25 protein-coding genes are annotated in these 25,778 nt (G+C 73.6%); 12 read left to right on the top strand and 13 right to left on the bottom strand.

Annotation, left to right across the window (positions count from 1 at the left end):
- The first annotated feature begins 79 nt into the window (after positions 1-79).
- Entirely contained in the window at positions 80-595 is a 516-nt protein-coding gene (locus AB0C33_RS28455) for a carboxymuconolactone decarboxylase family protein (protein WP_358293316.1), read from the top strand.
- A gap of 23 nt (positions 596-618) precedes the next feature.
- Here AB0C33_RS28455 and AB0C33_RS28450 read toward each other — a convergent pair whose 3' ends face one another.
- Positions 619-1,011, bottom strand: coding sequence for a nuclear transport factor 2 family protein (locus AB0C33_RS28450; protein WP_352330337.1), 393 nt, complete (start codon positions 1,009-1,011; stop codon positions 619-621).
- A 139-nt stretch (positions 1,012-1,150) separates the two neighbouring features.
- On the opposite strand from AB0C33_RS28450, the gene AB0C33_RS28445 reads away from it, so the two are divergent.
- Positions 1,151-1,723, top strand: coding sequence for a carboxymuconolactone decarboxylase family protein (locus AB0C33_RS28445; protein WP_358293315.1), 573 nt, complete (start codon positions 1,151-1,153; stop codon positions 1,721-1,723).
- Positions 1,723-3,258 carry an NAD(P)-binding domain-containing protein gene (locus AB0C33_RS28440; RefSeq protein ID WP_358293314.1) on the top strand — a complete coding sequence of 512 codons (1,536 nt, stop codon included), beginning with the start codon at positions 1,723-1,725 and terminating at the stop codon, positions 3,256-3,258. Before AB0C33_RS28445 ends, AB0C33_RS28440 begins: the two co-directional genes overlap by 1 nt.
- A gap of 39 nt (positions 3,259-3,297) precedes the next feature.
- Here AB0C33_RS28440 and AB0C33_RS28435 read toward each other — a convergent pair whose 3' ends face one another.
- Positions 3,298-4,440: a glutamate--cysteine ligase gene (locus tag AB0C33_RS28435; protein ID WP_358293312.1), complete on the bottom strand. Its 1,143-nt coding sequence runs from the start codon at positions 4,438-4,440 to the stop codon at positions 3,298-3,300.
- Positions 4,441-4,662: 222 nt separating this feature from the next.
- On the opposite strand from AB0C33_RS28435, the gene AB0C33_RS28430 reads away from it, so the two are divergent.
- On the top strand, positions 4,663-5,919 hold the full coding sequence (locus AB0C33_RS28430; RefSeq protein WP_358293311.1) for a cytochrome P450: 1,257 nt from the start codon (positions 4,663-4,665) through the stop codon (positions 5,917-5,919).
- 25 nt (positions 5,920-5,944) lie between these two features.
- Here the strand turns inward: AB0C33_RS28430 and AB0C33_RS28425 are convergent, their stop codons facing one another.
- Positions 5,945-6,796 (bottom strand): DUF72 domain-containing protein, encoded by an 852-nt coding sequence (locus AB0C33_RS28425; protein ID WP_358293310.1) that lies wholly within the window; start codon positions 6,794-6,796, stop codon positions 5,945-5,947.
- Positions 6,797-6,874: 78 nt separating this feature from the next.
- Here AB0C33_RS28425 and AB0C33_RS28420 point away from each other — a divergent pair, with 78 nt between their 5' ends.
- Entirely contained in the window at positions 6,875-7,732 is an 858-nt protein-coding gene (locus AB0C33_RS28420) for an NAD(+)/NADH kinase (protein WP_358293309.1), read from the top strand.
- A gap of 6 nt (positions 7,733-7,738) precedes the next feature.
- On the opposite strand, the gene AB0C33_RS28415 is transcribed toward AB0C33_RS28420, so the two are convergent.
- Entirely contained in the window at positions 7,739-8,974 is a 1,236-nt protein-coding gene (locus AB0C33_RS28415) for a YibE/F family protein (protein ID WP_358293307.1), read from the bottom strand.
- A gap of 130 nt (positions 8,975-9,104) precedes the next feature.
- On the opposite strand from AB0C33_RS28415, the gene AB0C33_RS28410 reads away from it, so the two are divergent.
- Entirely contained in the window at positions 9,105-9,818 is a 714-nt protein-coding gene (locus AB0C33_RS28410) for a DUF72 domain-containing protein (RefSeq protein ID WP_358293306.1), read from the top strand.
- Positions 9,818-10,786 (top strand): magnesium transporter CorA family protein, encoded by a 969-nt coding sequence (locus tag AB0C33_RS28405; RefSeq protein ID WP_358293305.1) that lies wholly within the window; start codon positions 9,818-9,820, stop codon positions 10,784-10,786. The genes AB0C33_RS28410 and AB0C33_RS28405 overlap by 1 nt, the downstream gene beginning before the upstream one ends.
- Positions 10,787-10,802: 16 nt before the next feature.
- On the opposite strand, the gene thrS is transcribed toward AB0C33_RS28405, so the two are convergent.
- On the bottom strand, positions 10,803-11,978 hold the full coding sequence (gene thrS / locus AB0C33_RS28400; RefSeq protein WP_358293304.1) for a threonine--tRNA ligase: 1,176 nt from the start codon (positions 11,976-11,978) through the stop codon (positions 10,803-10,805).
- A gap of 197 nt (positions 11,979-12,175) precedes the next feature.
- Here thrS and AB0C33_RS28395 point away from each other — a divergent pair, with 197 nt between their 5' ends.
- Positions 12,176-13,150 carry a LuxR C-terminal-related transcriptional regulator gene (locus AB0C33_RS28395; RefSeq protein ID WP_352328875.1) on the top strand — a complete coding sequence of 325 codons (975 nt, stop codon included), beginning with the start codon at positions 12,176-12,178 and terminating at the stop codon, positions 13,148-13,150.
- Here AB0C33_RS28395 and AB0C33_RS28390 read toward each other — a convergent pair.
- Complete coding sequence (locus tag AB0C33_RS28390) at positions 13,104-13,604, bottom strand: ATP-binding protein (protein WP_358293301.1); 501 nt, start codon at positions 13,602-13,604, stop codon at positions 13,104-13,106. The genes AB0C33_RS28395 and AB0C33_RS28390 overlap by 47 nt on opposite strands.
- 206 nt (positions 13,605-13,810) lie before the next feature.
- On the opposite strand from AB0C33_RS28390, the gene AB0C33_RS28385 reads away from it, so the two are divergent.
- From AB0C33_RS28385 to AB0C33_RS28375, 3 genes are all read left to right on the top strand, one after another.
- The gene (locus tag AB0C33_RS28385) at positions 13,811-14,278 is read left to right on the top strand and encodes an adenylyltransferase/cytidyltransferase family protein (RefSeq protein WP_352354085.1); all 468 of its coding nucleotides are present in this window, start codon (positions 13,811-13,813) and stop codon (positions 14,276-14,278) included.
- A gap of 71 nt (positions 14,279-14,349) precedes the next feature.
- Positions 14,350-14,934 (top strand): hypothetical protein, encoded by a 585-nt coding sequence (locus AB0C33_RS28380; protein WP_358293300.1) that lies wholly within the window; start codon positions 14,350-14,352, stop codon positions 14,932-14,934.
- A 40-nt stretch (positions 14,935-14,974) separates the two neighbouring features.
- Positions 14,975-15,718 carry a DUF427 domain-containing protein gene (locus AB0C33_RS28375; RefSeq protein WP_358293299.1) on the top strand — a complete coding sequence of 248 codons (744 nt, stop codon included), beginning with the start codon at positions 14,975-14,977 and terminating at the stop codon, positions 15,716-15,718.
- Between the two features lie 55 nt (positions 15,719-15,773).
- Here AB0C33_RS28375 and AB0C33_RS28370 read toward each other — a convergent pair whose 3' ends face one another.
- Together AB0C33_RS28370 and AB0C33_RS28365 are read right to left on the bottom strand one after the other, a co-directional pair.
- Entirely contained in the window at positions 15,774-16,373 is a 600-nt protein-coding gene (locus AB0C33_RS28370; protein ID WP_358293298.1) for a TIGR03086 family metal-binding protein, read from the bottom strand.
- A gap of 54 nt (positions 16,374-16,427) precedes the next feature.
- Positions 16,428-17,081 carry a TetR/AcrR family transcriptional regulator C-terminal domain-containing protein gene (locus AB0C33_RS28365; protein ID WP_358293297.1) on the bottom strand — a complete coding sequence of 218 codons (654 nt, stop codon included), beginning with the start codon at positions 17,079-17,081 and terminating at the stop codon, positions 16,428-16,430.
- 84 nt (positions 17,082-17,165) lie between these two features.
- On the opposite strand from AB0C33_RS28365, the gene AB0C33_RS28360 reads away from it, so the two are divergent.
- Entirely contained in the window at positions 17,166-18,737 is a 1,572-nt protein-coding gene (locus AB0C33_RS28360) for an FAD-dependent monooxygenase (RefSeq protein ID WP_358293295.1), read from the top strand.
- On the opposite strand, the gene AB0C33_RS28355 is transcribed toward AB0C33_RS28360, so the two are convergent.
- The 5 genes from AB0C33_RS28355 to AB0C33_RS28335 form a co-directional block, all read right to left on the bottom strand.
- The gene (locus AB0C33_RS28355) at positions 18,730-19,992 is read right to left on the bottom strand and encodes a M20/M25/M40 family metallo-hydrolase (protein WP_358293280.1); all 1,263 of its coding nucleotides are present in this window, start codon (positions 19,990-19,992) and stop codon (positions 18,730-18,732) included. The genes AB0C33_RS28360 and AB0C33_RS28355 overlap by 8 nt on opposite strands.
- Positions 19,989-21,860, bottom strand: a complete 1,872-nt coding sequence (locus AB0C33_RS28350) for a prolyl oligopeptidase family serine peptidase (protein WP_358293278.1) — start codon at positions 21,858-21,860, stop codon at positions 19,989-19,991. Before AB0C33_RS28350 ends, AB0C33_RS28355 begins: the two co-directional genes overlap by 4 nt.
- Positions 21,861-21,866: 6 nt before the next feature.
- Positions 21,867-22,901 (bottom strand): C39 family peptidase, encoded by a 1,035-nt coding sequence (locus tag AB0C33_RS28345; RefSeq protein ID WP_358293269.1) that lies wholly within the window; start codon positions 22,899-22,901, stop codon positions 21,867-21,869.
- 118 nt (positions 22,902-23,019) lie between these two features.
- Positions 23,020-24,132: a DUF5925 domain-containing protein gene (locus AB0C33_RS28340; RefSeq protein WP_358293268.1), complete on the bottom strand. Its 1,113-nt coding sequence runs from the start codon at positions 24,130-24,132 to the stop codon at positions 23,020-23,022.
- A 56-nt stretch (positions 24,133-24,188) separates the two neighbouring features.
- Positions 24,189-25,694, bottom strand: coding sequence for a serine/threonine-protein kinase (locus AB0C33_RS28335; protein WP_358293267.1), 1,506 nt, complete (start codon positions 25,692-25,694; stop codon positions 24,189-24,191).
- Positions 25,695-25,778: the final 84 nt, after the last annotated feature.

Here is a 25,778-nt window from a genome sequence, read left to right as displayed (position 1 = left end):
GCGGCGTGAATTCGTTAATCACGCGGGCGGGACGCGTCCGCATATCCAGCTGGTGTCCGACGAGCCGGGGATTCGGGGGTTGTTCCGTTACCGTCCCGAGGCGGCCGAACCGCTGACCCTGCTCTCCGAGGTGCTGCTGTGCGGGGACAGTCCGCTGACCCGGGGCGAGCGCGAGCTGATCGCGGCGTACGTGTCGTCGCTCAACCGGTGCCGGTTCTGCTTCCACACCCACGCGGCCTTCGCGGCCGTCCGCGTGCCGGACGGCATGACGCTGGTCGACGAGACCTGCGCCGACCCGGCGGCGGCCCCTCTCTCCGGCAAGCTCAAGGCCCTGCTGGGCATCGCCGGGGCGGTGCAGCGCGGCGGACGGGAGGTCACCGACGAGCACGTGCGCGCGGCCAGGGCCGAGGGCGCCACGGACCTGGAGATCCACGACACGGTGCTGATCGCGGCGGCCTTCTGCATGTACAACCGGTACGTGGACGGCCTGGCCACACTGGCCACCGACGACCCCGGCCACTACGCCGACCGGGCACGTCTGACCAGCGGATACGTGAAGGTGTGGAACGACGAGGCGCTGGACGAGGCCGGCTGAGCGGCCCCGTCCGGCGGGCCTGATCAGCCGAAGAACTCGTCCACCGAATAGGGGTCGAGCGGGAAGCTCCAGCGCTCGCTGATCTTCCCGTCGGTGATCCGGAACAACTGCATGCCGCGGTCGTCGAGCGAGCGGCCGTCGCGCTCACCGCGGATGCGCAGGACGGCGGCGACCTGGTCGCCGCCGACGAGGTAGGACTCCGGCTCCAGGCGCAGCGTGCCGGTGGTGGACTTCAGCAGCTCGGCGAGGTAGCCGAGCACGGCTTCCTTGCCGGAGTAGTCGCGGGCCATCGGTCCGCGGCCGGGGACGTGGAAGATCACGTCGTCGGCGAGCAGCCGGCGAAGGTCCTCCAGGTCGCCCTTGGCAATGGCGTCGTAGGTGTTGCCGGCAACGGTGATGTGGGGATGCTCATCCATGACGACCGCCAGTCACAAACGGGGTTTAGGTGGCGTCCGTGACATTACGCGCGTCAGTTGCAGGAGACAAGAAGGAGGCACAATTAACGAGATCTTGCGCAATTTGCCAGAGTGTGCAGACTAGGAGAAAACCGCATCGATGGGAGCTTGCGTGCCCCATATTGCCCTCGATTCCGATGAACCCGGAATCCGCGGACTTTTCCAGTTCAGCCCAGAGACGGCCGCCCCGATGAACGCGCTGGCCGAGGTCCTCCTGCGTGGCGACAGCACACTGAGCCGCGGCGAGCGGGAGCTGATCGCGGCCTACGTGTCAGGGCTCAACGAGTGCCGGTTCTGCACGGCCTCGCACGCCGCGTTCGCCGCCGCCCAGCTCCCCGAGGGCATGACGCTGGTGGACCAGGTCCGCGCCGACCCCGGCACGGCGCCCGTCACGCCCAAGCTCCGCGCCCTGCTCGCCATCGCCGCCGCCGTGCAGCGGAGCGGCAGGGACGTCACCGACAAGCTGGTGGCCGCGGCCCGGGCGGAGGGGGCCACCGACAAGGAGTTGCACCACACCGTGCTGATCGCGGCCGCGTTCTGCATGTTCAACCGCTACGTCGACGGCCTGGGCACCTTCGCCCCCGACGACCCCGCCGGGTACGACCTGGCCGCGCAGCGCATCCTGACGCACGGCTACACGACCGTCCCACCGGCGGCGGGACAGCAGGACTGATGGACGCGGAACACCACCGGTTCGTGATCGTCGGCGCCGGACCCGGCGGGCTGCAGCTCAGCTACTTCCTGCAGCGCGCCGGGGCCGACTACGTCACCCTGGAACGCGAGGACGCGCCCGGCGGCTTCTTCCGCAGCTACCCGCGCCACCGCCGGCTCATCTCGCTGAACAAGGTGCACACCGGCGAGAAGGAGCGCGAGATCCAGCTCCGCTGGGACTGGAACTCCCTGCTCAACGACGAGCCCGACCTGATGTTCCCGAACTACTCGCGCGAGTACTTCCCGCACGCCGACGACCTGGTCCGCTACCTGGCCGACTTCCAGCGCGTCCACGGGCTGCGGGTGCGGTACTCGACGGCCGTCGAGCGCGTCGAGAAGGACGGCGCGGGCTTCGTCGTCCACACCGGTGACCAGGTTCTCCGCGCCGACTGCCTGATCGTCGCCACCGGCTGGGGCGGCCCGCACATCCCCGACATCCCGGGCATCGAGCTGGCCACCGGCTACGAGGACGTCCCCGTCAACGGCGAGGACTTCGCCGACCAGCGCGTCCTGGTCATCGGCAAGGGCAACTCGGCGTTCGAGACCGCCCAGGCGCTGCTCCCGTACGCCGCGGTCATCCACCTGGCCAGCCCCAGCCCCGTCCGCCTGGCCTGGACGAGCAAGCACCCCGGCCACGTCCGCGGCCAGTACGGCGCCTTCCTGGACAGCTACTGGTTCAAGACCCTGCACGGCGTCCTGGAGTGCACCGTCGACCGCCTCTGGCGCGAGGGCGGCGGGATCAGGGCCGCGATCACCTACACGCTGGCCGACGGCGAGCAGGCGCTGCTCGACTACGACGCCATCCTGCGCTGCACCGGCTTCACCATGGACACCGGCCTGTTCGGCGACTCCTGCCGGCCCGCGCTGACCCCCGGCGGCCGGATGCCGGCGATCCGCCCCGACTTCCAGTCGGCCGACGTCGACGGCCTGTACTTCGCCGGCACCCTCATGCAGGCCCGCGACTTCAAACGGGCCTCCTCGGCGTTCATCGACGGCTTCCGCTACAACCTGCGCTCCCTGACCGCCCTGCTGCTCGAACGCTACGAGGGCCGGCCGCTGCCCGTGCGCGAGCTGCCCGCCGACGCCGACGTGCTCACCGGGTCGATGCTCGACCGGGTCAACCACAGCTCGGCGCTGTGGACCCAGTTCGAGTACCTGTCCGACGCGTACGTGCTCGGCCCGGACGGCGTCGTGCGGCACTACGAGGACCTGCCGGAGGACTACGCCCGCGAGCGCTTCGCCGCCGCCGGGCTGTGCCTCACGCTGACCCTGCGCTGGGGGCCGCGCGACCGGGCCGACGTGTTCGCCATCCAGCGCCACCCCACGCCCGAGCGGGCCGACGAGTGCGCCTTCCTGCATCCCGTCGTCCGGGCCTGGCGGCACGGCGAGCCGGTCGCCGAGCAGCACCTCCTGGAGGACCTCCAGGCCCGCTGGCGCGACCCCGTACGTCACGTCGAGCCGCTGCGCGCGTTCCTGGCCGACCGGCTCCAGCCGTAGGAGCCGGCCGGCTTCAGCCGTAGGAGGAGCCGGTCGGCTTCAGGCGTAGGCGGAGAAGCGGGCCACGAGATCGTCGACCACGTCGGCGAGCGCCCCGCGCCGGGCGTGCGCGGCCCGCTGGCGCTCGGCGCCGCCGCCGTTCTCGCGCAGCAGCCGCCACCCCTCCTCGGCCGCCTCCAGGTCGCCGGCCGCGGCCAGCGCGGGCCCGACGTGCTCCAGCAGCCGCGTCACCAGCTCGGCGACCGGCCGCGCCGCCCCCGTGAAGGGATCGACGCCGGACCCGCCCAGCCCGTCCCTGGCGGCCCGCCAGTAGGCCACGCGCAGCAGTTCGGCGGGCACCTCGGGGCCCGGATCGCCGTCCCGCACCCGGTGCAGCGACGTGGTGACCAGCGCCCGCACCACCAGCGCGAGGAACACCGACTCGCGCGTGGAGGCGGGCACGTCGGCCACCCGCACCTCCACCGTGGGCAGCCGGGCCGACGGGCGCACGTCCCAGAACAGCGTCCCGGGGTCGACCAGCGCGCCGCTGTCGGTCAGCGCCGCGACCGTGCGCTCGAAGTGCTCCAGCGACCCGAAGTACGGCGGCGGCCCGGCCACCGGCCACTTGCCCCAGGCCAGCACCCGCCAGCCCGCGTAACCGGTGTCGCGGCCGGCCCAGAAGGGCGAGTTGGCCATGAGCGCGAGCAGCACCGGCAGCCACGGGCGCACGTGGTTGCAGACCAGCACGGCCTGCTCCCGGTCGGGCACGTGGATGTGCACGTGACCGGCGCAGATGGCCTGCTCGTCGTGCAGGGCGCGGTAGTTGTCGATGCCGACGCCGTACCGGGGGTGCTCGGTGATCGGCGGCGGGACGACGTCGCCGATCACCGGCGTGCCGGAGGCGACCACGGCCAGCCCCTCGGCGCGCGCGGCGGCGGCCACGACCTCGCGCATCCGCCGCAGCTCCGCCTCCAGCTCGGCCCGGCTCGCGCAGGGCGCCGTCTTGGCCTCCACCTGGAACTGCGTGATCTCCGTGCAGACCCGGTCGCCCAGCCCGGCCGCGGCGCGCCCGACGACGGCCGCCGCCCCGGGGGCCACGGCGCGGGTGGCCGGATCGACGACCAGGTACTCCTCCTCGACGCCCATCAGGCGGGCGGTCACGCCGCCGGAGGTCTGCCGTAACGACTCGGCGGTAGCCGTCATGTGCGCTCCACTCCACTGCTCGACTCGACTGCGGGGACACCGCGCGGTGGGGGACACCGCGGGACACCGCGGGACACCGCGGGGATACTGCGGGGATACTGCGGGGACGCTGCCATCCGATCTTGCCCTGCCGGTGGCCGCCGCAGGGCCGAATGGCGCACACGCCCCGGGGGAATGGCTCTCCTGGCCGCATCACCCCCGCATCCGAAGGAGGGCCCGCCCGTGACCGCGACCATGTCCGTGGAGGAGGCCGGGCACGTGTTCGCCACGCCCGCCGCGTACGCCGACGAGACCCGGCTGCACGAGGCCCTGGCGCTGCTGCGCCGCGAGTCCCCCGTGCACCGCGTGGAGGTGCCGGGCTACAACCCCTTCTGGGCCGTCACCCGGCACGCCGACCTGCTGGAGATCGAGCGGAACAACGCCCTGTGGCTGAGCGCGCCGCGCCCGGTGCTGCGGAGCGCGGAGATCGACGCCCGGCTGGCCGAGCAGCGGGCCCGCGGCACCGGCCTGAAGACGCTCGTCCACATGGACGACCCCGAGCACCGCGTCGTGCGCGCCGTCGCCGCCGACTGGTTCCGGCCCAGGGCCATGCGCGCCCTGGAGGTACGCGTCCGCGACCTGGCCCGGCGCTACGTCGACCGGCTGACCGCCCACGGCGGCTCCTGCGACTTCGCCCGGCAGGTCGCCGTGCACTACCCGCTCTACGTCATCCTGTCGCTGCTGGGCCTGCCCGAGTCGGACTTCCCGCGCATGCTGCGGCTCACCCAGGAGCTGTTCGGCCAGGACGACAGCGACAACCGGCGCGGCGGCACCGCCCAGGACCACACCGCCGTGCTGGCCGACCTGCTGGACTACTTCCGCGAGCTGACCGCCGCGCGCCGGGCCAGGCCCACCGGCGACCTCGCCTCGGAGATCGCCAACGCCCGCGTGGACGGCCGCCCGCTGAGCGACCTGGACGCCGCCTCCTACTACGTCATCATCGCCACCGCCGGGCACGACACCACCAGCTCCACCATCGCCGGCGGCCTGGAGGCGCTCATCCGGCACCCCGGCGAGCTGCGGCGGCTGCGTCGGGACCCCGGGCTGCTGCCGCTGGCGGCCGAGGAGATGATCCGGTGGGTCAGCCCGGTGAAGGAGTTCATGCGCACCGCCGCCGCCGACACCGCCGTACGCGGCACGCCGGTCAGGCGGGGGGAGTCGGTGCTGCTGTCGTACCCGTCGGCCAACCGGGACGAGGAGGTGTTCGCCGAGCCGTTCCGCTTCGACGCCGGCCGTGACCCCAACCGGCACCTGGCCTTCGGCTCCGGCGTGCACTTCTGCCTCGGGGCCGCGCTGGCCCGGATGGAGATCCGGGCGCTGTTCGCCGAGCTGCTGCCCCGGCTGGAGAGCGTGGAGTTCGACGGCGAGCCCGCCTGGGTGGCCACCACGTTCGTGGGCGGGATCAAGCACCTGCCGATCCGCTACACGCTGCGCGCGTGAGGCCGCCCGCGCAGCCGGCGGGCGGTCAGAACAGCGTGGGGGGCTCGGCGGGCATCGGCTCGGGCAGCGGGCGCAGCTCCGGCACCCGGGCGCGCACCTCGTCGTGGAAGCGGCGGGCGAGCATCGGCGCGTCGGCGTTGTCGGGCGTGTGGACGAACACGGTGGGGGAGCGGCCCTCGCGCAGCCATCCGGCGACCGTGTCCACCCACTCCCGCCAGCCCTCGACCGTGGCCTCGACGGAGTCGCGGCCCAGGTAGCGGACGATCGGATGGCCGGTGAGCGCGCGGGTGCGGCGCGGCACGCGCGGCTTTTTCGTCCACGCGTCGCGTTCGGCGTCGCTGGTCGGCGGGGTGCGGAACAGCGTCACCGTGTCGAACGGCACCCATTCGGCGCCGGCGGCGGCCAGCACCCGTTCGAGCTGCCCGGCCTGGCGGGCGTCGTCGAAGAAGGCGCGGTGGCGGACCTCCACGGCGTAGCGGTGGGAGCGGGGCAGGCGGTGCAGGAAGGCCGCCAGCGTGCCGAGGTCGGCGGGGCCGAAACCGGGCGGTAATTGCACCCACAGGGCGTGCGCGCGTGGCCCGAGCGGCTCGATGGCGTCGAGGAAGGCGTGCAGCTCCTGCTCGGCGCCGGTCAGCCGGTGGTGGTGGGTGATGGCCTTGGGCAACTTGACCACGAAGCGGAAGTCGGGGTCGAGCTGCCGGGCCCACGACTCCACCGTGGCGCGGGCGGGGGTGGCGTAGAACGTGGTGTTGCCCTCGACCGCGTCGCACCAGGTGGCGTAGGCGCGCAGGCGCTCGCCCGGCGGGAGCGGATGGGGCAGGAAACGTCCGTTCCACGGTGTGTGCGTCCACATCGCGCATCCCACATGAAGCCGCATGCCTCCGACGTTAGCGGAGCTGCCGGGTGCCCGGGGCCGCCGCGGATGTCCGAGTACGCCACCGTTTAGGCTGGTCGCATGGGCATGGTCGGGACGGTCGGGCTGGTGCTGCATCCCCAGCGCGACTCCAAGAAGGCGATCGACACGATCCTGCGCTGGGCCGCGGACAAGGGGGCCACCGTCCTCGGGCTGCCCGAGGAGGTCGGGCGCATCGACTGCAGCGCGGTGCCGGTCGACGCGGTCGCCCTGGTCGAGCGGGCCGACCTGCTGGTGGGGCTCGGCGGCGACGGCACGATGTTGCGGACCATGCGGCTGCTGGCCGGCCGGCCCACGCCCATTCTGGGGGTGAACCTGGGCAAGCTCGGCTTCCTGGCCGAGATCGACGTGGACGAGCTGGCCGGCACGCTGTCGGCCATCGACCGCCACGAGTACACGATCGAGCCGCGGATGGCGATCAGGAGTGTGGTCGCGGGGGTCGCGGTGACCGCGTTCAACGACATCGCGCTGGTCCGCATCCCCGGCGAGGGGCTGGCCGGGGTGTCGGTCACCCCGTCGGGCAGCCCGTTCGTGAGCCTGTCCGCGGACGCGGTGATCGTGGCCACCTCCACCGGCTCCACCGCCTACAGCTTCTCGGCCGGCGGGCCGATCGTCTCGCCCCGCGTGGAGGCCATCCTCGTGGTGCCCGCCGCCGCCCACTCCTCCTTCAACCGGGCCCTGGTACTGCCCGCCGACGAGGAGGTGACGCTGGAGGTGCTGCCCACGAGCGGCCGGCTCGCCGTCGAGGTGGACGGACGGGTGGTCGGCCACCTGTGCCCTGGCGACACCGTCACGGTCACCGCCTGGCCGGGGGCGGCCAAGGTGGTCCGCCTCGGCACCACCTTCTACGAACGCGCCCGCCGCAAGCTGCGGGTGGACGGCAGCGCCGAGGTCGGCTGACCCCGCTCAGCGGCGGTGCCGGGCGGGCCTGGTGAGGGGCCCGCCGGCCCGCACGGGCCTGGTGTACGGCTCGCCCTCCGGCATCTCCGCGGGCCGCGCGCCGCGGGCGGCGACCAGGGCCGACAGCGCGGTCGTGATCGGCACGGCGGCGATCAGCCCGAGCGTGCCCACGACGCTGCGGACGATCTCCTGGGTCACGACCGGCGTGGTCAGCACGTCGCCGAGCGGCTGCGCGCCGATGCTGAACAGCAGCAGCAGCGGCAGCGACGCCCCCGCGTACGCCAGGATGATCGTGTTGATCACCGAGGCGATGTGGGCCCGTCCGACGCGTCCCGCGGCCCGGTACAGGCGGGCGAAGCCGTAGGAGGGGTTGGCCGCGGCAAGCTCGCCCACCGTCACCGCCTGGGTGACGGTGACGTCGTCGAGCACGCCGAGCGCCCCGATGATGATGCTGGCCAGCAGCAGCCCCTCGGTGTCGATGGACAGGCTCATGCCCAGCGTCAGGGCGGTGTCGTCGGTGACGCCGTTGAGCCGGGCCAGGCCGAGCGCCCCGTACGACAGCAGCCCGGTGAGCGCGAGACTGGCCAGCGTGCCCAGCACGGCCATCGACGTGGTCAGCGAGAAGCCGTGGGTGAGGTAGAGCACCGTCAGCATGATCGCGGCCGAGCCGACGACGGCGACCAGCATCGGCGGCTCGCCCGCCAGGACGGCCGGGATGACGAACGTCAGCAGCAGCCCGAACGTCACCGCCAGCCCCACCAGCGCCGTCACCCCGCGCCACCGCCCGAACGCGATGACCGCCAGCGCGAACGCGCCGCCCAGCAGCCACAACGTCGTCGACCGGTCGTGGTCGGAGAGCTGGTAGTCCCCGTCGGCGGCGCGCAGCAGCAGCACGTCGTCGCCCGCCGTGAACCGCTGGGCCCCCGGCCCGCCCGGCAGCCGCAGCGTGACGTCGCGGCCGGTGTCGGGCCCCGAGCCGACCCGTACGGTGGCGTTGCCGCAGGTGGCCGGGTCGGGCACCGGCATGCCCTCCTGGACGGCCGGGCAGCGCCTGAGCGTGACCGAGGCGATCGTGCCCTCGACCCGCTCGACCGCCGGCCCCTCCCGCCCGTCCTGGCCGACCGGCGCCGCCTGCCCCGCGGGCCAGAGCCACACCAGGCAGGCCAGCGTGGCCAGGGCCAGCGGCACCAGCACGGCCAGGCTCGCCACGACCGCGCCGCGCGACGGCGGCGCTGCGGCCACGCCGTGGCCGTGACCGTGACCGTGACCGTGGGAATGGCCGTGGAAATGATCGGCGCCCATCGCGTGAAAGATCCTCCTAGGCTTCCGGGACTGCGACAGTAACGCACCGGGCGCGGGGTAGGAGCCGGGTGTGGCGACGCTGGTGGGCACCTCCGGATGGCAGTACAAGGACTGGCGCGGCGTGCTGTACCCCGAGGGGGTCCCGCAGCGGTTGTGGCTGGAGACGTACGCGGCCGAGTTCCCCACGGTCGAGAGCAACAACGCCTTCTACCGCCTGCCGTCGCCGGAGACGTTCGCCGCCTGGCGGGAGCGCACGCCCCACGGGTTCGTGATGGCGGTCAAGGCCAGCCGCTACCTCACCCACATCAAGCGGCTGGCCGGGCCCGAGGAGCCGGTCGCCCGGCTGATGGCGGCCGCCGGGGCGCTCAAGGAGAAGCTGGGCCCGGTCCTGCTGCAACTGCCGCCCACGCTGCGCGCCGACCCCGCCCTGCTGGACCGCTGCCTGGGCTGCTTCCCCGGCGGCGTGCGGGTGGCGGTGGAGCCGCGGCACGACTCCTGGTGGACCGGCGAGGTGCGCGAGGTGCTGCTCGCGCGGGGCGCCGCGCTGTGCTGGGCCGACCGGCTCGGCCGGCCGCTGACGCCGCTGTGGCGCACCGCCGACTGGGGGTACGTGCGCCTGCACGAGGGCCTGGCCGCCCCCCGGCCCTCCTACGGCGCGGCGGCGCTGAAGAGCTGGGCGAGGAGGGTGGAGCAGGCCGGATGGCGGGACGTCCACGTCTACTTCAACAACGATCCGGGGGGAGCGGCCGTGCGCGATGCCCGGCGATTTGCCAGACTCACCTGATGCGCACGCGTCTGTACAGGAACGGCGTCCTCGAAAAGGAGGGCTTCCCCGTCGAGGAGGTCTCCGACCACGTCGGCGACCCCGAGGCCGCCGTCTGGTTCGATCTGTGCTCGCCCACCCCCGAGCAGCTCAACCAGGTCGGCGAGGAGCTCGGCCTGCACGAACTGGCCGTCGAGGACGTCCTCAGCGACCACCAGCGCCCCAAGGTGGACGTCTACGACAACCACCTGTTCATCACCGTGTACGGCATCCACCTCGACGAGGGCCGCCTCGTCCCCGTCGAGGTGAACGCCTTCGTCACCCGCAACGCCCTGGTGACCGTGCGGGAGAACGCCTGCTTCGACATCGACGAGGTGGTCAGGCGCTGGGACGCGACCTCCCGCCTGGCCGGGCACGGCGTCTCCTTCCTGCTGCACGGCCTGCTCGACTACGTCGTGGACAGCCAGTTCGACCTCGTCCAGGACCTCGACGCGCGGGCCGAGGCCATGGAGGAGTCGCTGTTCGACGACGCGCCCCGCGACGGCAGGCAGCTCCAGCGCGCCATGTACGTGCTGCGCAAGGACACCGCCAGGCTGCGCAAGATCTCCATGCCGATGCGGGAGGTGCTCGGCACGCTGCTCCGCCGCGACCAGGAGATCGTCGCCGACCCGGTGATGGCCCCCTACTACGAGGACGTCTACGACCACGTCCAGCGGGTCGCCGAGTGGGTGGAGGCGATCCGCGACATGCTCGCCAACGTCCGCGAGACCCGCCTGGCCCAGCAGGGCTTCCGCCTCAACGAGATCATGAAGCGGGTGACGAGCTGGGCCGCCATCATCGCGGTGCCCACCGCCATCACCGGCTTCTACGGCCAGAACGTGCCCTACCCCGGCTCCGGGGACATCTCGGGCTTCTGGGTGTCGTCGGTGCTGGTGGCGGTGGCGTCCGTGGTGCTGTACGCGGTCTTCAAGAAGAAGGACTGGCTCTGAACGCCGGTGACGGACGTCAGAAGCGCGGCCGGCACTCCGCGGCCAGCCTCTCGACCGGCACCGGGCCCGCCTGGCCGCCGTCCCGCAGCCGGACGGACGGCACGCCGTCCGAGACCTCCCGTGGCCCCACCACGAGCTGGTACGGCACCAGCCGGTGCGCCCTGATCCTGGCCCCGAGGCTGCCCCGGTCCGCGGGCGCCAGCTCGGCCCGCAGCCCGGCGGCCACCGCCCGCCGCAGCAAGTCCTCGGCCGCCGGGAGCTCGGCGTCCGACAGCGGCAGCACGACCGCCTGCACGGGCGCCAGCCACGCCGGGAACGCGCCGCCGTGCACCTCGATCAGGTGCGCGACCAGGCGCTCGATCCCGCCGACCACGCTGCGGTGCACCATGACGGGACGCCGCCCGCCCGCGTACGACAGGTCGAAGCGCTCGGGCTGGTACAGGTCCACCTGGACGGTCGACAGGGTGCTCTCGCGTCCCGCCGGGTCGGCGATCTGGATGTCGATCTTCGGGCCGTAGAAGGCGCCCTCGCCGCGTTCCTCGTCGTAGGCGCGGCCGCGTTCCTGCAGCACCTCGCGCAGCACGGCCTCCGAGCGCGCCCACATCGCGGGGTCGTCCACGAACTTGCCGCCCTCGCCGCGCAGCGAGAGCCGGTAGCGGGCGGCCTCGATGCCGAGCTGGGCGTGCGCGGCCTCGATCAGGTCGAGCGCGGCCGACACCTCGGCCGCCGCCTGCTCCGGCGCGCAGAACACGTGGCCGTCGTTGAGCTGGATGGCCCGCACCCTGGTCAGGCCGCCGAGCACGCCCGACAGCTCCGAGCGGTACATGCCGCCGAGCTCGGCCACGCGCAGCGGCAGCTCCCGGTGGCTGCGCCCGCGCGAGCGGTAGATCAGCGCGTGGTGCGGGCACAGGCTGGGCCGCAGCACGAACTCCTCACCGCCCACGTTCATGGGCGGGAACATGTCCTCGGCGTAGTGCGCCCAGTGGCCCGACCGTTCGTACAGCTCGCGCTTGCCGAGCACGGGGGAGTTGACGTGCACGTAGCCGTGGCGGCGTTCGAGCTCGTGGACGTAGTCCTCCACGGCCTTGCGCACGGCGGCCCCGGCGGGCAGCCAGTAGGGCAGGCCGGAGCCGATCAGCGGGTCGGTGCCGAAGATCTCCAGCTCGCGGCCGAGCCTGCGGTGGTCGTTCATGATCGTCCTTTGCGGTGAAAGGGCGAACGACCAGCTCCCGGGCGCCCGCCCGGGATGCATGGAATCAGCGCGCCGGGACCGTGTCCGGCGTCGTCGTGACGAGAGCGCGCTGCATGCCTGCCACCGTAGCACCGCGGCGGCCGTGAAGAAAATCTTCAACAGCCGGTCAAGGAATGGCAAATGATATAAAAGAGCACGTGGCTGAGATCACCTTGAGCGTCCGCCAGTTGCAGGCGTTCGCCGAGGTCGGCTACCAGGTCGCGGGCGGTGGCGGCGCGCACGCGGCGATGGCGGCGCTGCGCCAGGTGGTCCCGCTCGACGCCTACGAGTTCGTCGCCTTCGACCCCGCCACCGGCCGGCACCACAGCGTCGTCTCCGACGGCCACCGCCGCATCGACCGCGACGCCGCCGAGGAGTACGCCGCGCTCGACGCCTGCCGCGAGGCCATCGCCGGGCGGCGGCCGGTGCCCATGCCGCAGCCGGGCACCGAACGGTACTTCCGCCGCCACCTGGCCCCCTACGGATGGCGGGCCGGGCTGACCGCGCCGCTGTTCCTCGCCGACGGCGGCCGCTACACCGGCCTGCTGCACCTGGCCGCCAAGGACGCCTTCCCGCTGCTGGCCGGCGCCCTGGTCGCCGCCGTGAGCCCGATGCTCGCGCACGTCACCGACCTGACCCGGTGCGTGATCGACCCCGCCGGGCTGCCGCCCGACTTCCGCGCGGTCGCCTTCGACCGGCTCGGCGAGCGCCGCGCGGTGCCCGGCCACGAGGTCTCCCGCGAGCTGTGGGACGACCCCGCCATGGCGGCCTTCGCGCGGGCGTTCATCGACTCGCGCGAGCTGAGCCGGCGCGGCCTGTGGCTCGACGGCGGCGGCCGCTGGCACGAGGTGCGGCTGCTGCGGGCCGGCGTCGGCTACCAGGGCTCGCTGCAGGGCGCGGTCGCCGCCGAACGGCCCTGCCCGCTGCCCTACGACCTGACCGGCCGCGAGGTCGACGTGCTCACCCGGGTCGCGGCCGGCGACTCCAACCCGCAGATCGCGGCCTGCCTGGTGCTGAGCGTCCGGACGGTGACCACCCATCTGGAGCACATCTTCGCCAAGCTGGGCTGCGACAGCCGCACCAGGCTCACCACGAAGGCGCTGGCCGAAGGGTTGTGCCGGCTCGACCTGTGACGCACGGCTCCTGCCCGGCGGGCACGCGGGCCTGCGTCAGCTCGAACCAGACGGTCGTCGAGCCCCCCTCGCGGACGAACCCCCACCGGTGGCTGAGCGCCTCGATCAGCGGCAGCCCCCGGCCGCTGGTCGCCTGCGGAGCGGTCCGGCACACGCACGGCGGGCCGTCCGCGCCGCCGTCGGCCACGCACACCCGGACCGTGGTGTCCGAGCTGAGCACCGACACCGTGAACGAGCCGCCGTCCCCGGACCTGGTGTGCAGGATCGCGTTCGTGGCCAGCTCGCTGGTGAGCAGCACCACGTCGTCATGGAAGGGGTGATCGCGGCCGAGCGCGTCCGTCACGAGCCCCCTGGCCCGCGAGACCTGGGACGCGACCCCCGGAAGCCGGACCGCGAGGTCGCGGAAGCCGGGCGTCTCACCCCCGTCGGCATGGTCTGAGTCCCTCGGCGCCACGGCGACCTCCCCCGAATCAGGTGACGTCATGAGACGCGCGGGCAGGGGGCGAGAGATTATCGCGAAAAGGTAGGAATGCTCTTTCCAAGGTCGCCTGCACGACCTGCCGCGGCGACCGAGTACGCTGCGATCGACGAGTCGTCTAGGCCCGTGGGGGAGCAAAGCGTGCACAGCAGCCTACTCGCCCGGCCGTCGGAGGAGGTCGCGTGAGCAGCCTGGAGGCCGTCTGGGTGGAGCCGTACGACCGGCCCGGGGCGGCCGTCGTGACCGGCGTCTTCGACATCCTGCACGTCGGCCACGTGCGCTACCTGGGCGCCGTGGCCGCCCGCGGGCTGCCCCTGGTGGTCGGCGTGGAGGACGACCCGCGCGTGCGGGCGTGGAAGGGGCCCAGCCGGCCGTTCAACCCGGCGGCGGAGCGGGCCGAGGTGCTGGCCGCGCTGCGCTGCGTGGCCGGCGTATTCGTGGTGGCCGGGCCGCCCGAGGCGCACGGCCCCGAGGACTACATCGACCTGCTCGCGCCGATGCGGCCCGGCGCGCTGGCCCACACGGCCGGCGACCCGCACGCGGGCGCGCGGGCCACGGCGGCGGCCATCCTGGGCGCGGAGTGCTGGGAGATGGCGGCCATCCCCGACCGCTCCACGACCCGCATCGTGAACGCCGCCGGCAAGGGCTGACCAGGCGGCCCCGGAGCGGCCGGGGCGTCGCTGAAACGGGCAGCGGCCATGATCGCGTAATCTTTCATGCCATGATGGCCGACCTGGTGGCGAAGCGGGTGACGAACCTGCTGGCACCGCAAGTGCTGGTGATCGTCATGCCGCCCGCCGTGGGCCTGCTCGCCCAGGGATGGGCCGGCGCTGCCTGGGGGCTGGTGGCCTCGGCGTTCTGCGGCGGCGTGCCGGCGGCGGTGATCGCGCTCGGCGTGCGCTCGGGGCGGCTCGACTCCCACCACATCGTCGACCGGGCCCGCCGCACCGGTCCGCTGCTGGCCGCCGTGGCCGCCGTGCTGGTCGCGCTCGCGCTGCTGGTCGTGCTGGGCGCGCCGCGGCTGCTGGTGGCCACGGTGACCGCGATGCTGGTCGCCCTGGCGGTGACCGTGCCGATCACCACCCGCTGGAAGATCTCCTTCCACGCCGCGGTCTCGGCGGGCACGGTGGTGGTGCTGGCGCACGTGCTGCCCGCCGTGCCGGTGGCGATCGCCGGCGCGGCCGTGGTGGCGCTGGTGTGCTGGGCCAGGGTCCGCCTCGCCCATCACACCTGGGCGCAGGTCGCGGCGGGCGCGGTCACCGGCACGCTCACCACGTGGGCGACGCTGGCGCTGTTCGGGGTCTGAGTGCCGGAATAGCCCCGCCGCCACGCGGGTTGGCCGGGACATGGATGCCACGAACCGGGGCCGGGTCCGCGTCGAGCGGTCGGCCAAGCGCGTGCGGACCTACCTGGGCGGCCGGCCGATCGCCGACACGACCCGGGCCCTGCTGGTGTGGGAAGGCCCCTTCTACCCCACCTACTACTTCCCCCTCCAGGACGTCGATGAGGCGGCGCTCAAGCCGACCGGCGCGTCCAGGCACTCCCCGAGCAGGGGCGACGCCGTCGTCCACACGGTCACCTCGGGCGCCGCGCAGGCCCCGGAGGCGGCGTTGGTCTACGGCGACTCGCCGCTGGAGGAGATCCGCGGGCACGTGCGCTTCGACTGGGACGCCATGGACGCCTGGTTCGAGGAGGACGAGGAGGTCTACGTGCACGCCCGCGACCCGTACACGCGGGTGGACATCCTGCCGAGCTCGCGGCACATCCGGGTGGAGGTGGACGGGGTCACCGTGGCCGACTCGCGCAACGCCCGCATCCTGTTCGAGACCGGCCTGCCGGCCCGCTACTACCTGCCCAAGACCGACGTACGGCTCGACCTGCTGGAGCACACCGACACCGCGACCCGCTGCCCGTACAAGGGGACGGCGGAGTACTGGTCGGTCAACGGGAAGAAGGACCTGGCCTGGTCCTACCGCACGCCGCTGCCCGAGAGCGAGCGCGTGGCGGGTCTGATCGCCTTCTACAACGAGAAGCTGGACATCTTCGTCGACGGCGAGCGCGAGGAGCGTCCGCAGACCAAGTTCTCCTGACCGAGGTCATGCGCCCTGCCGGCGCCCCGCCGCTCGGGCGGGGCGCACGCGGGCCTCAGGCGGCCGGCGACCAGTGCGGGTCGCGGCCGAGGTAGCGCAGCAGGGCGGCGACCTCGTCGCCGGAGGCGTCGTCGGGGAGCGCCGGGGCGTAGGCGCCCCACGGGCGCAGCGGGTCGGCGATCTGCCGGGCGACCTCCAGCAGCGGCCCGGCCATCTCCGGCGTCAGCGGCGAGGGCTGACCGGTGGCCACGGCGATGTCCCAGGCGTGCACGGCCGCGTCGAGCGCGCACGCCGTCGAGCCCGCCCACGGCGACATCTTGTTCGGCGGCACCGGCGTGGGCACCTCGGCGGCGTCGCGGTCGACCGCGGCCCACGCCCTGGCCGAGCGGGTCAGCGCGTCATCGAGCTCGGCCGCCGGGTCGGCGCCCGGCTCGGCGGGCGGGTCGAACGGGTTGAACGCCGGCCCGGCCTCGCCCGTGAGCGTGGCGGCGAAGCCGATCTGGTCGCCCACGGCGTGCTTGAAGACCTTGGTGACGCTCCACTCGGAGCACGGGGTCGGCAGGTCCCAGCCGCCCGCCGGGATGCCGCTGACGGCCTTGCGCAGCGCCTCGTGCGAGGCGTCCAGAACGTCCCAGCCGCTGATGATGTCGCCCATGTGGAGCTCCTTTCGAGATGACTCCATATTAGCAGAACGGAATAGTTTGTTCCACTAGTTTGCGACGGCCTTCGCGAGACCGTCGATCAGCAGGTCCAGGGCCTGGTCGAAGTCGGCGGCCGGATCGACGCCGCCGCGCGTCCAGTGGAGCAGCCGGGCGAAGTGCGGCAGGTGGACGGGGTCGAGGGCGCGGATGTAGACGCCCACCTGCTCCTCGCCCGCGTGCCGGCCGGGGGCGCCGCCGAAGCCGCCGGTGGACAGCAGCAGGGTGCCGAACACCAGGCCGTTCACGGCGGTCAGCGCCCGCCAGACGCCCAGGTCGTCGAAGCCCGCCGCGTACAGCGTGCCGACCAGGCCGTCGAGGGTCCGCAGGGCGTGCGGCGAGGTCGGGTTGGACCGGTCGGTCGCCAGCGCCAGTGGGACCACCGGATGGCGGCTGAACGCCCGGTGCATGTTGCGTGCCGTCGCGCGCAGCTGCTCCTGCCACGGCAGCTCCGGGTCGGGCGGCTCCATCTGGCGGAACACCAGCTCCACGATGCCGTCGACCAGGTCGGCCTTGTTCGAGACGTGGTTGTACAGCGACATCGCCTCGACGCCCAGCACCTTGGCCAGCCGCCGCATCGACAGGCCGTCGAGGCCCTCGTTGTCGGCCAGCTCCAGGGCTGCGGCCAGCACTTTGTCCCGGTTCAGCGGCTCGCGCCGTGCCATCGGCTCTCCCTTCGCGCTTGACAGAGCTTACGGTGTACGTGCTCTACTTACGACGTAAGCATACGGCGTAAGTAAGGAGTCGGCATGACCGACGTGATCATCGTGGGCGGCGGGCCGGTCGGGCTGCTGCTGGCCTGCGAGCTCCGGCTCGGCGGCGCGCGGCCGCTGGTTCTGGAGGCGGCCACCGGCGCGGAACGCGTGAGCCGCAGCCTCGGCCTGCGTTCGCTCAACGCCCGCACCCTGCACTCGCTGGGGCTGCGCGGGCTGGTGGAGCCGCTGGCCGAGGCGCAGTGGCGGATGCTCGACGAGCTGGCCGCAGGCCCCGAGCCGGACCGCTCCGACATGGTCGGCATGATGACCGAGCTGCTGCGGAAGGGCGTGATGCGCGGCCACTTCGCCGGCCTGCCGCTGCTGGCGCAGGACGGCACGGCCGAGTACGTCATGCTCAAGCAGCACCGGATCGAGGCCGTGCTGGCCGCGCGGGCCGCCGAGCTCGGCGTGCCGGTCCGGCACGGCCGCGCCGTCGTGGACGTCACCGCGCACGCCGACCGCGTGGTGGCCACCCTGGCGGACGGCGAGCGCGTCGAGGCCGCCTACCTGGTGGGCTGCGACGGCGGGCGGAGCCTGGTGCGCAAGCGGTCCGGGTTCGCCTTCTCCGGCACGCCCGCCACCATGACCGGCAGGACGGCCGTGGCCACGCTGACCGGCCCAGGGGTGGTCGGCTCGTCCCTGCGCAGCCCGGGCGGGCTGGTGAACCTGTCGCTGGTGCCCGGAGAGATCGCGACCATCGAGTTCGACGGCGGCCCCGGCGACGCGTCCTCCGGGCGGGACGCGCCGGTGACCGCCGAGGAGCTGGCGGGCAGCCTGCGCCGGGTGACCGGGGAGGACGTCGGGGTCGCCCGCCTGGAGGCCGGCATCCGCTACAGCGACAACACCCGGCACGCCGACTCCTACCGCAAGGGACGCGTCCTGCTGGCGGGGGACGCCGCCCACGTGCACTCGCCGATCGGCGGCCAGGGACTCAACCTGGGGCTGCAGGACGCCGTCAACCTGGGCTGGAAACTGGCGCTGGTCGCCCGCGGCGCGGCCCCGGAGAGCCTGCTGGACACCTACACCGGCGAGCGTCACCCGGTGGCGGCCCGCGTGCTGCGCAACACCCGCGCCCAGGTGGCGGCGATGCGCCCGGGAGCCCAGGTGGACGCGCTGCGCGAGGTGCTGGCGGAGGTGATGGCGCTGCCGGACGCCGAGCGCCACTTCACCCGCATGGTCGAGGGCACCGACGTCGACTACGCGCCCGCCGCGCCCGACCCCCGCGTGGGCCGCTTCACCCCGTCCCTGACCGCCACCCCGCTGCCGGACGCGCAAGCCGCGACGGCGGAACAGGCCGGGCGGCCTGTCGCGGAGCTGCTGCGGGACGGGCGGGGGCTGCTGCTCGACCTGTCCGGCGGCGCGGGCGCGTCGGCCGACGCTCTGGCGGGGCACCGCGACCGCGTGCGCCCGGCCGTGGCCGACATGCCCCAGGCCGGTGGCGGGTCGCTGCTCGTCCGTCCCGACGGTTACGTCGCCTGGGCGGGCGGGAGCGGTCTGGAGGACGCGCTGACCGCCTGGTTCGGCCCGGCGGCCCGAGGGCGTCGCCGGGCCGGGACGGTCAGGTGAGCAGGCGGGTCAGCACGCGGGTGCCGAACTCCAGGCCCTCCACCGGCACCCGCTCGTCCTTGCCGTGGAACATGCCGAAGTAGTCCAGGTCGGGCCGGAGCATGAGCGGGGCGAAGCCGTACCCCTGGATGCCGATGGTGGCGAAGGACTTGGCGTCGGTGCCGCCGCTCATCACGTACGGGACCGGCCGCGCCTGCGGATCCTCGGCCACCAGCGCCCCCGCCAGCTCGTCGAAGAACGCCGACGGGTACGGCGCGGCGGGCGCCTCCTCCAGGTTCACGAACTCACGGGTGATCTTCGGCCCGAGCAGTTCGTCGATCGTCGCGAGGAACTCCTCCTGCAGGCCCGGCAGGTACCGGCCGTCCACGTGCGCCGAGGCCGTCGAGGGCACCACGTTCACCTTGTAACCGGCCGCCAGCATCGTCGGGTTCGCCGAGTTGCGGATCTGGCCGTGGAACAGCTCGCCGAGCGCGCCCAGCCGGTCGGCCTCGGCGTCCAGCCGGTCCAGGTCGATCGGCCGGCCGGTGATCTCCGACAGGCTCTCCAGGAGCGCGGCGACCGACGGCGTCAGGCGTACCGGCCACTGGTGCGCGGCGACCCGCGACAGGGCGTGGGCCAGCGTGGCGACGGGGTTGTCCACGGCGGGCCGCGAGCCGTGGCCCGCCACGCCGTGGGCGGTCACCTTCATCCAGGCGGTGCCGCGCTCGCCGACGGCGATCGGGTAGACGCGCCGCCCGCCGGCCTCGACGCTGAAGCCGCCCGACTCGCTGATGGCCTCGGTGACGCCGTCGAACAGGTGCCGGTGCTCGGTCACCGCGTACCGGGAGCCGTGGTCGCCGGTCGCCTCCTCGTCGGCCAGGAAGGCCAGCACCAGGTCCCGCTTGGGCCGCACGCCGCGCGCCGCCATGTCCAGCACGGCCGCGAGCGTCATCGCGCACGAGCCCTTCATGTCCACCGCGCCCCGGCCGTACACGCAGCCGTCGGTGATCTCGCCGGAGAACGGGTGCATCCGCCACTCGGCGGGGTCGGCCGGCACCACGTCCAGGTGGCCGTGGACGAGCAGCGCGTCGGAGGAGTCGCCGTCGATCCTGGCCACGACGGTCGTGCGCCGGGGTTCCGACTCGAACACCACCGGCTCCAGCCCCGCGTCGGCCAGCAGCGTGGCCACGTACTCGGCCGCCGGGCGCTCGCCCGAGCCCGGGTTGGTGGTGTCGAACCTGATCAGGTCCGAGCAGATCTCGGCGACGCTCTTCACGCTCTCCCCTTCAGCGTCAGCGGCGGCACGCCGGGCGTCTCCAGGTCGAAGATCAGCCCGTAGAAGGCCAGCTCGGCCTCCAGCACCGCCACGATGGTCTCTTCCCTGCGCCAGCCGTGCTGCTCGCCGGCGAAGGTGAGCAGAGCCCACTGTTTGCCGTGCTTGTCCAGTTCGGCGGTGAATCGCTCGGCCTGGCTCACGTCCACGATCGCGTCCTCCAGACCGTGCAACATGAGGCATGGGCCCGATGCCCGGGCCGCGTTCAGGAGCGGCGAGCGGTCGGTGTACCGCTGCCGCGTCTCGGGCAGCGGGCCCACCAGGCCGTCGAGGTAGCGCGACTCGAAGTCGTGCGTCTCGGCCGCCCAGCTCTCCGGGTCGGTGATCGCGTAGTGCGCGACGCCGCCCGCGAACACGTCGCTGTGCACCAGCGCGGCCACCGTGGTCCAGCCGCCGGCGCTGCCGCCCCGGATCGCGATCCTGGCCGCGTCCGCCAGGCCGAGCTGCACCAGCCCGCGCGCCACCTTCGCGCAGTCCTGGACGTCCACCACGCCCCACTGGTGCCGCAGCCGCTCGCGGTAGGCCCGGCCGTAACCGGTGGAGCCGCCGTAGTTCACCACGGCCACGCCGATCCCTCTGCTGGTGAAGTAGGCGACCTCCAGGTCCAGCACGACCGGCGTGTTCCCGGTCGGGCCGCCGTGCACGAAGATCACGTACGGCGCCGGCCCGGCGACCCCCGCCGGCGGGTGGAGATGGGCGTGCACGCCCTCGATCGTCACCGCCTCCGGGGTGGGCAGCAGCGCCCGGTCCGGCAGCGGCTTGGGGGCCGAGACGACCTCGTGCCCGCCGGTGGCGAGATCGACCAGCGTCACCTCCAGCGGCGTGTACGGCGTCGCCCCCACCGCCACCGCCTTGCCCCCGGCCGCCGACACCGTCGAGGCCCAGTACGTGTGCCCGTCCCCGCCGATCTCCCGCAGGCCGCCCGTCGCCGGGTCCAGCACGCCCAGGCGGCGGTGGTCGGCGGTGCCGTACACGACGACCAGCTGCTCGCCCGCCGGGGCCAGGCAGGCCAGGCCCGGCTTCCAGGCCGCCGCGCCGAACTCCAGCTCCACGGGGGTGAGGTTGCGCGAGGGGGAGCCGTCGAGGTGCACGAGGTGCACGTTCCACCAGCCGGTCGGGTCGGTGACGGCGTACAGGGACTCCTCGTCGCGCCACTCGGCCTGCGTCACCGACTCCTCGGGGCCGCCGGCCACGACCCGGTGGGGGCCCGCGACGCCGTCCGGGGACAGGTCGGCCACGCACAGCTCGGTGCCGTCCCAGGGCATGTCGGGGTGGTTCCAGCCGATCCAGGCGATCCGGGTGCCGCCGGGGGACAGGCGGGGGTTCATCAGGAAATGGTGGGCGCGGGCGACGACCCTGAGCGGGCCGCCGTCCAGGGGGACCGCGACCAGGTCGCGCGCGTCGTCGATCTCGCGGACCGCCCACACCTCGTCGCGGCCGGGCGGCAGGTAGAGGTCGCCGTACCGGGCCGGGCCCTCGGGCGTCAGGGCGACCGGCTCGGCGGCCGTCCCGGGGGCGGCGTCCAGGCGGTAGAGCCGCTGGTCGGCCCAATGGGTGAAGACCAGGCCGCCGCCCGGCAGCGGGCGCCAGGAGCGGCCGCCGTACTCGACCAGGCGGTTGCGGGCGTTCCAGCCCTGAGGCAGCGCGTCGGCGCGCGAGCCGTCGGGCAGGCGGCGCACCACGCAGCGCCTGCCGCCCTCGTGCGGGCGCGGCTCGTCCCACCACACCTCCACGCCCTCGGGCGTGGCGACGGCCTCCACCCACTGGGGGCCGCCGTCGGTACGCGCCACATCGATCGGTCGAATACTCATGAAAGATCACCAATTGCCGTTGGTACAGGGAGGCAGCGGGTGCCCGGGCGGATGGAGGACGTACACGATGCCGCCGCTGCCCGAGCTCCTCAGCCACACGTTCTCGAACGCTGCCCGCGGGTAGATCCGCCGAACCTCGCCGTCCGCGGGCGCGGCGGGGTCGTTGACGACGACGTCGCCCGCGGCGGTGAAGCCGGTGACGACGAGGATGTGGCCGTTCGTGGAGTAGCCGGAGCCGGGCAGCTCATGGGCCCGGAACGACAGCGAGGCGATCACCGGGATCCCCGCCAGCACGAACGCCTCCAGCTCGGCCGCCGACAGCAGCCTGGTCACGAAGCCGGTCAGCCCGTAACGCCCGGCGTAGGCCACGTTGAACGGCCAGTTCCCGGTGCCCTGGTAGCTGTCGTCGTAGGTGCCCATGGCCGCGTGGTCCACCGCCGGGGCGGGGTCGTCCGCGCCCACCCAGGCCAGCTCGCCGGGCTCGGGGCCGCGGCCCCAGAAGGCCAGCACCATCGCCACCGAGGCGGGGCTGCACCAGTTCGCGCCGCCGCCGTCCCAGCGCGGGTGGTGCCCGGCGTGCGCGTACTGGGAGTGGCCGGGCACGTCCAGCTCGACGTGCCCGGCCACCCCTGGCGTGCTCACCGTGACCGGACGCTGCGGCAGGGCCGAGGCCAGCACGCCGAGAGAGGTCATCCGCGCGCCCTCGCCGCGCGCGGTGACCCTCAGCTGGAACGCCACGACCGGCCGCCTGGCCACGAACGTGTCCACGGCCACGTCGCCGTCCTCGTCGCCCTGGCCGGGCACCGAGGTGCGCGTCCCGTGCTCGGACCACCGGCCCATGACGTACCACTTGGTCAGCGTGCCCGCCCCGGTCCTGGCCCGCAGCTCCACCTCGACCCCGCCGCCGGGCGGGGTGCGCGCGGTCCACGAGGGCACGAGCTGGGTGGCCGCGAAGCCGACCCGGTGTTCCTCGCTGGTCCACGTGCCTCCGGGCACGGTGAGACGGGTGAAGGCGACGCGCGCCAGATCGACGGTGAGCACCAGCCATATTGTGGTTTCACACCCGGTGTCGCACATCGGTTGGTTTACGTACCAGCCCGGACGTGCCCCCGGCGCGCGGGACGCCGGGGACGCGCGTGGCGCCCCCGGCGGAGCCGGATCAGAGGTAGAGACCGGTGGACTCGTCCGTGCCCGCCGGGGCGATCGCGCGGCCGGCGCGCAGGGCGTACAGCTCGGCGAGCGTCGCCCCCGAGGCGCCCACGCCCTGCGACGACCCCAGCCAGGCGACCGCCTCGTCCCTGGTCAGCGGGCCCACCTCGATCTGCGCCAGGCACCGGCCCGGACGGATCACGGCCGGGTGCAGGCGGGTCAGGTCTTCGTTCGTGGTGATGGCCACCAGCACGTCGCGGCCCTGGCCGAGCAGGCCGTCGGTGAGGTTGAGCAGCCGCGACAGCCCCTGCCCCGCCTGGGCCTTGGCGCCCGAGCTGATCAGCTCGTCGCAGTCCTCCAGCACCAGCAGCCGCCATCGCTGCGTGTCGTCGTCGGTGTCGTAGCCGACCGCCACCTCCATCAGGTAGCCCGGGTCGTTGAACAGCCGCTCGGGGTCGAGCACGCAGTCGACCTGGCACCAGTCGTGCCACTGCTTGGCCAGCGTGCGCAGCAGCGTGGTCTTGCCGGTGCCCGGCTGGCCGTGCAGCAGGATGAGCCGGCCGTTGACGTCGGCGGGCGTGGTCGCCATCAGGCGGCCGAGCGCCGGGCGCACCTGCGCCGAGTAGTTCGTGCCGATCTCGTCCCACGGCTGGGCGGTGATCGGCTTCTCCGACCGGTTGCCGCCGTGGGAGCCGCGCCACCAGAAGCCCATCTCGACGTGGTCGGCGTCGGGCATCGGCTCCTCGGCACCGTCGATGCTCTCCTTCAGCACCGAGGCGGCCAGCTCCTCGCTCACCGCCGTCACGCTCACCGTGGCGGTGCGGTTGCGGTGCCGCACGACCCGCAGCGTCCAGCCCTCGCCGCAGATGAGCCGCGACTCCGAACCGTCCTCCACCTGCGCGGTGCGCAGCATCCGGCCCTCGGCCGGCTGCAACCGGGCGTCCGGACGTACGCGCTCCAGATTGGCCAGCTTGGACCAGGGCTGGACGCCGGTCGCGAACGGCGACAACGCCAGGGCGTCGATGACGTCGATCGCTGAGTCGGCGTCGTCGATCCAGATGTTCATCGGCAGCTCGGACGAGGAGTCCGCGCTGGGGAACGGCACCTCCCTGATCACAGACATAGGTAAAGGATCTCCTTCGTGGGCTCGGATGTCGAAGGGTTATACGAGTGGTTCGGTCACTTTTTGCCGAGATCGCCGGTCTGGGTGACCATGCCCAGACCGGGCACGTCCCGCCAGGTGTAGGTGAGAGTGTCGCCTTCAAGCTCCAGCCAGACAGTACCCGGGATGCAGCCGCCCGTGGACGTCCCGAGGGAGAAAGTCAGCCGGTCCGGGCGCACCTCGGTCAGGGTGATCGTGGCGGCGCAGTCGACCTGGGAGTCCTTCTCCGTCCAGGCCGCCCGCGACTGGCCGGCCTTCAGTTCCACCGTGTTCTCGGCGCCGTCGGGGTCGAGCGGGTTGGTGGTGTCGGTGTGGCCGGACCAGGTGCCGGCGAAGGCGGCCGGGATCTTCAGATCGCCGGTGCCGCCAGGGGTCGCGGTGGCCGGCGCCGTGGCCGTCCCGGAGGTCGCGGCGGGTGTGGCGGGGCCGGTGGCCGTGGCCGGCGGGGTGGAGAGGGCGGCGGCGGCCGTGGACGGCGGCGGGGTGGACCGGGTGGCGGTCGAGCCGGGCGTGCGGGTGGTCAGCAGGACCACGCCGCCGGCCACGGCCAGGGCCAGCAGGGCCGCTCCGGCGCCGACGAGGGCGCGGCGTCCCCGATTTCGGGCCGCGCGGCTCTCGCGCGTGTCGGCCGCCCCCGCGTCCCTCAGAGCCCGCGCTCCTGGCCCCGGTGCCGCTCCTGCTCCCGGTCCTGTGGCCGGGGTGGGGGAGACCAGGGTCATCAGGAGGGCGGCGGCCGTCGGGCGGTGGGCGGGGTCCTTGGCCAGGGCGCCGGCGACCGGCCCGCGCAGCCGGGGCGGGAGCGCCGACAGGTCGGGCTCGGCGTGCAGCACCCGGTGCAGCACCGCCGGCACGGTGTCCGCCCCGAACGGGCTGACCCCCGTGGCCGCATAGACCATCGTCGCCCCCCACGCGAACACGTCGGAGGCCCCGGAGGCGGGCGAGCCCGCGATCTGCTCCGGCGACAGGTACGCGGGCGTGCCGACCAGCCCCGAGGTGTGCGTCGCCGCCCCCTCGGCCCTGGCGATGCCGAAGTCCACCACCCGCGGCCCGTCCGGCCCGAGCAGCACGTTGGACGGCTTGAAGTCCCGGTGGACGACCCCGGCCGCGTGGATGGCCGCCAGCGCGGTGGCCGTGCCGACCGCCAGGCGTTCCAGCTCCCCGCCGCGCAGCGGGCCGCGCCCGGCGACGTTCCCAGGGGCGTTCCCGGCGGTGTTCCCGGCCACCCGGTCTGCCAGCGAGGGCCCGTCCACGAACTCGCTCACCACGTACGGCCGCGAGCCCCGCGTCGAGACGCCGAGCACGCGGGCCGTGCAGAAGGAGGCGATCGACTCCAGCGCGTCGAGCTCGCGCGCCAGCCTCGCCCGGGTCTCCTGGTCACCGGCGTTGAGCAGCTTGACCGCGACCGGCTCCCCGGAGGCGGAGTGGGCCAGGTAGACCACGCCCTGCCCGCCCTCGCCCAGACGCCCGGCCAGCCGGAAATCGCCCAGGAACGCCGGATCGTCCGGTGTGAGGGGGATCACCATGGCGGCTACGTTACCGGTCGCCATGCGGAAGCCAAGATCGCCCGGTACCTTGTGACGTCGGTTTAAATCACTCCTTACACGGAG

Origin of the sequence: Nonomuraea sp. NPDC048881 (assembly GCF_040649795.1) — a bacterium.
Lineage (GTDB): Bacteria > Actinomycetota > Actinomycetes > Streptosporangiales > Streptosporangiaceae > Nonomuraea.
This window is presented reverse-complemented; position numbering and strand designations above follow the sequence as displayed.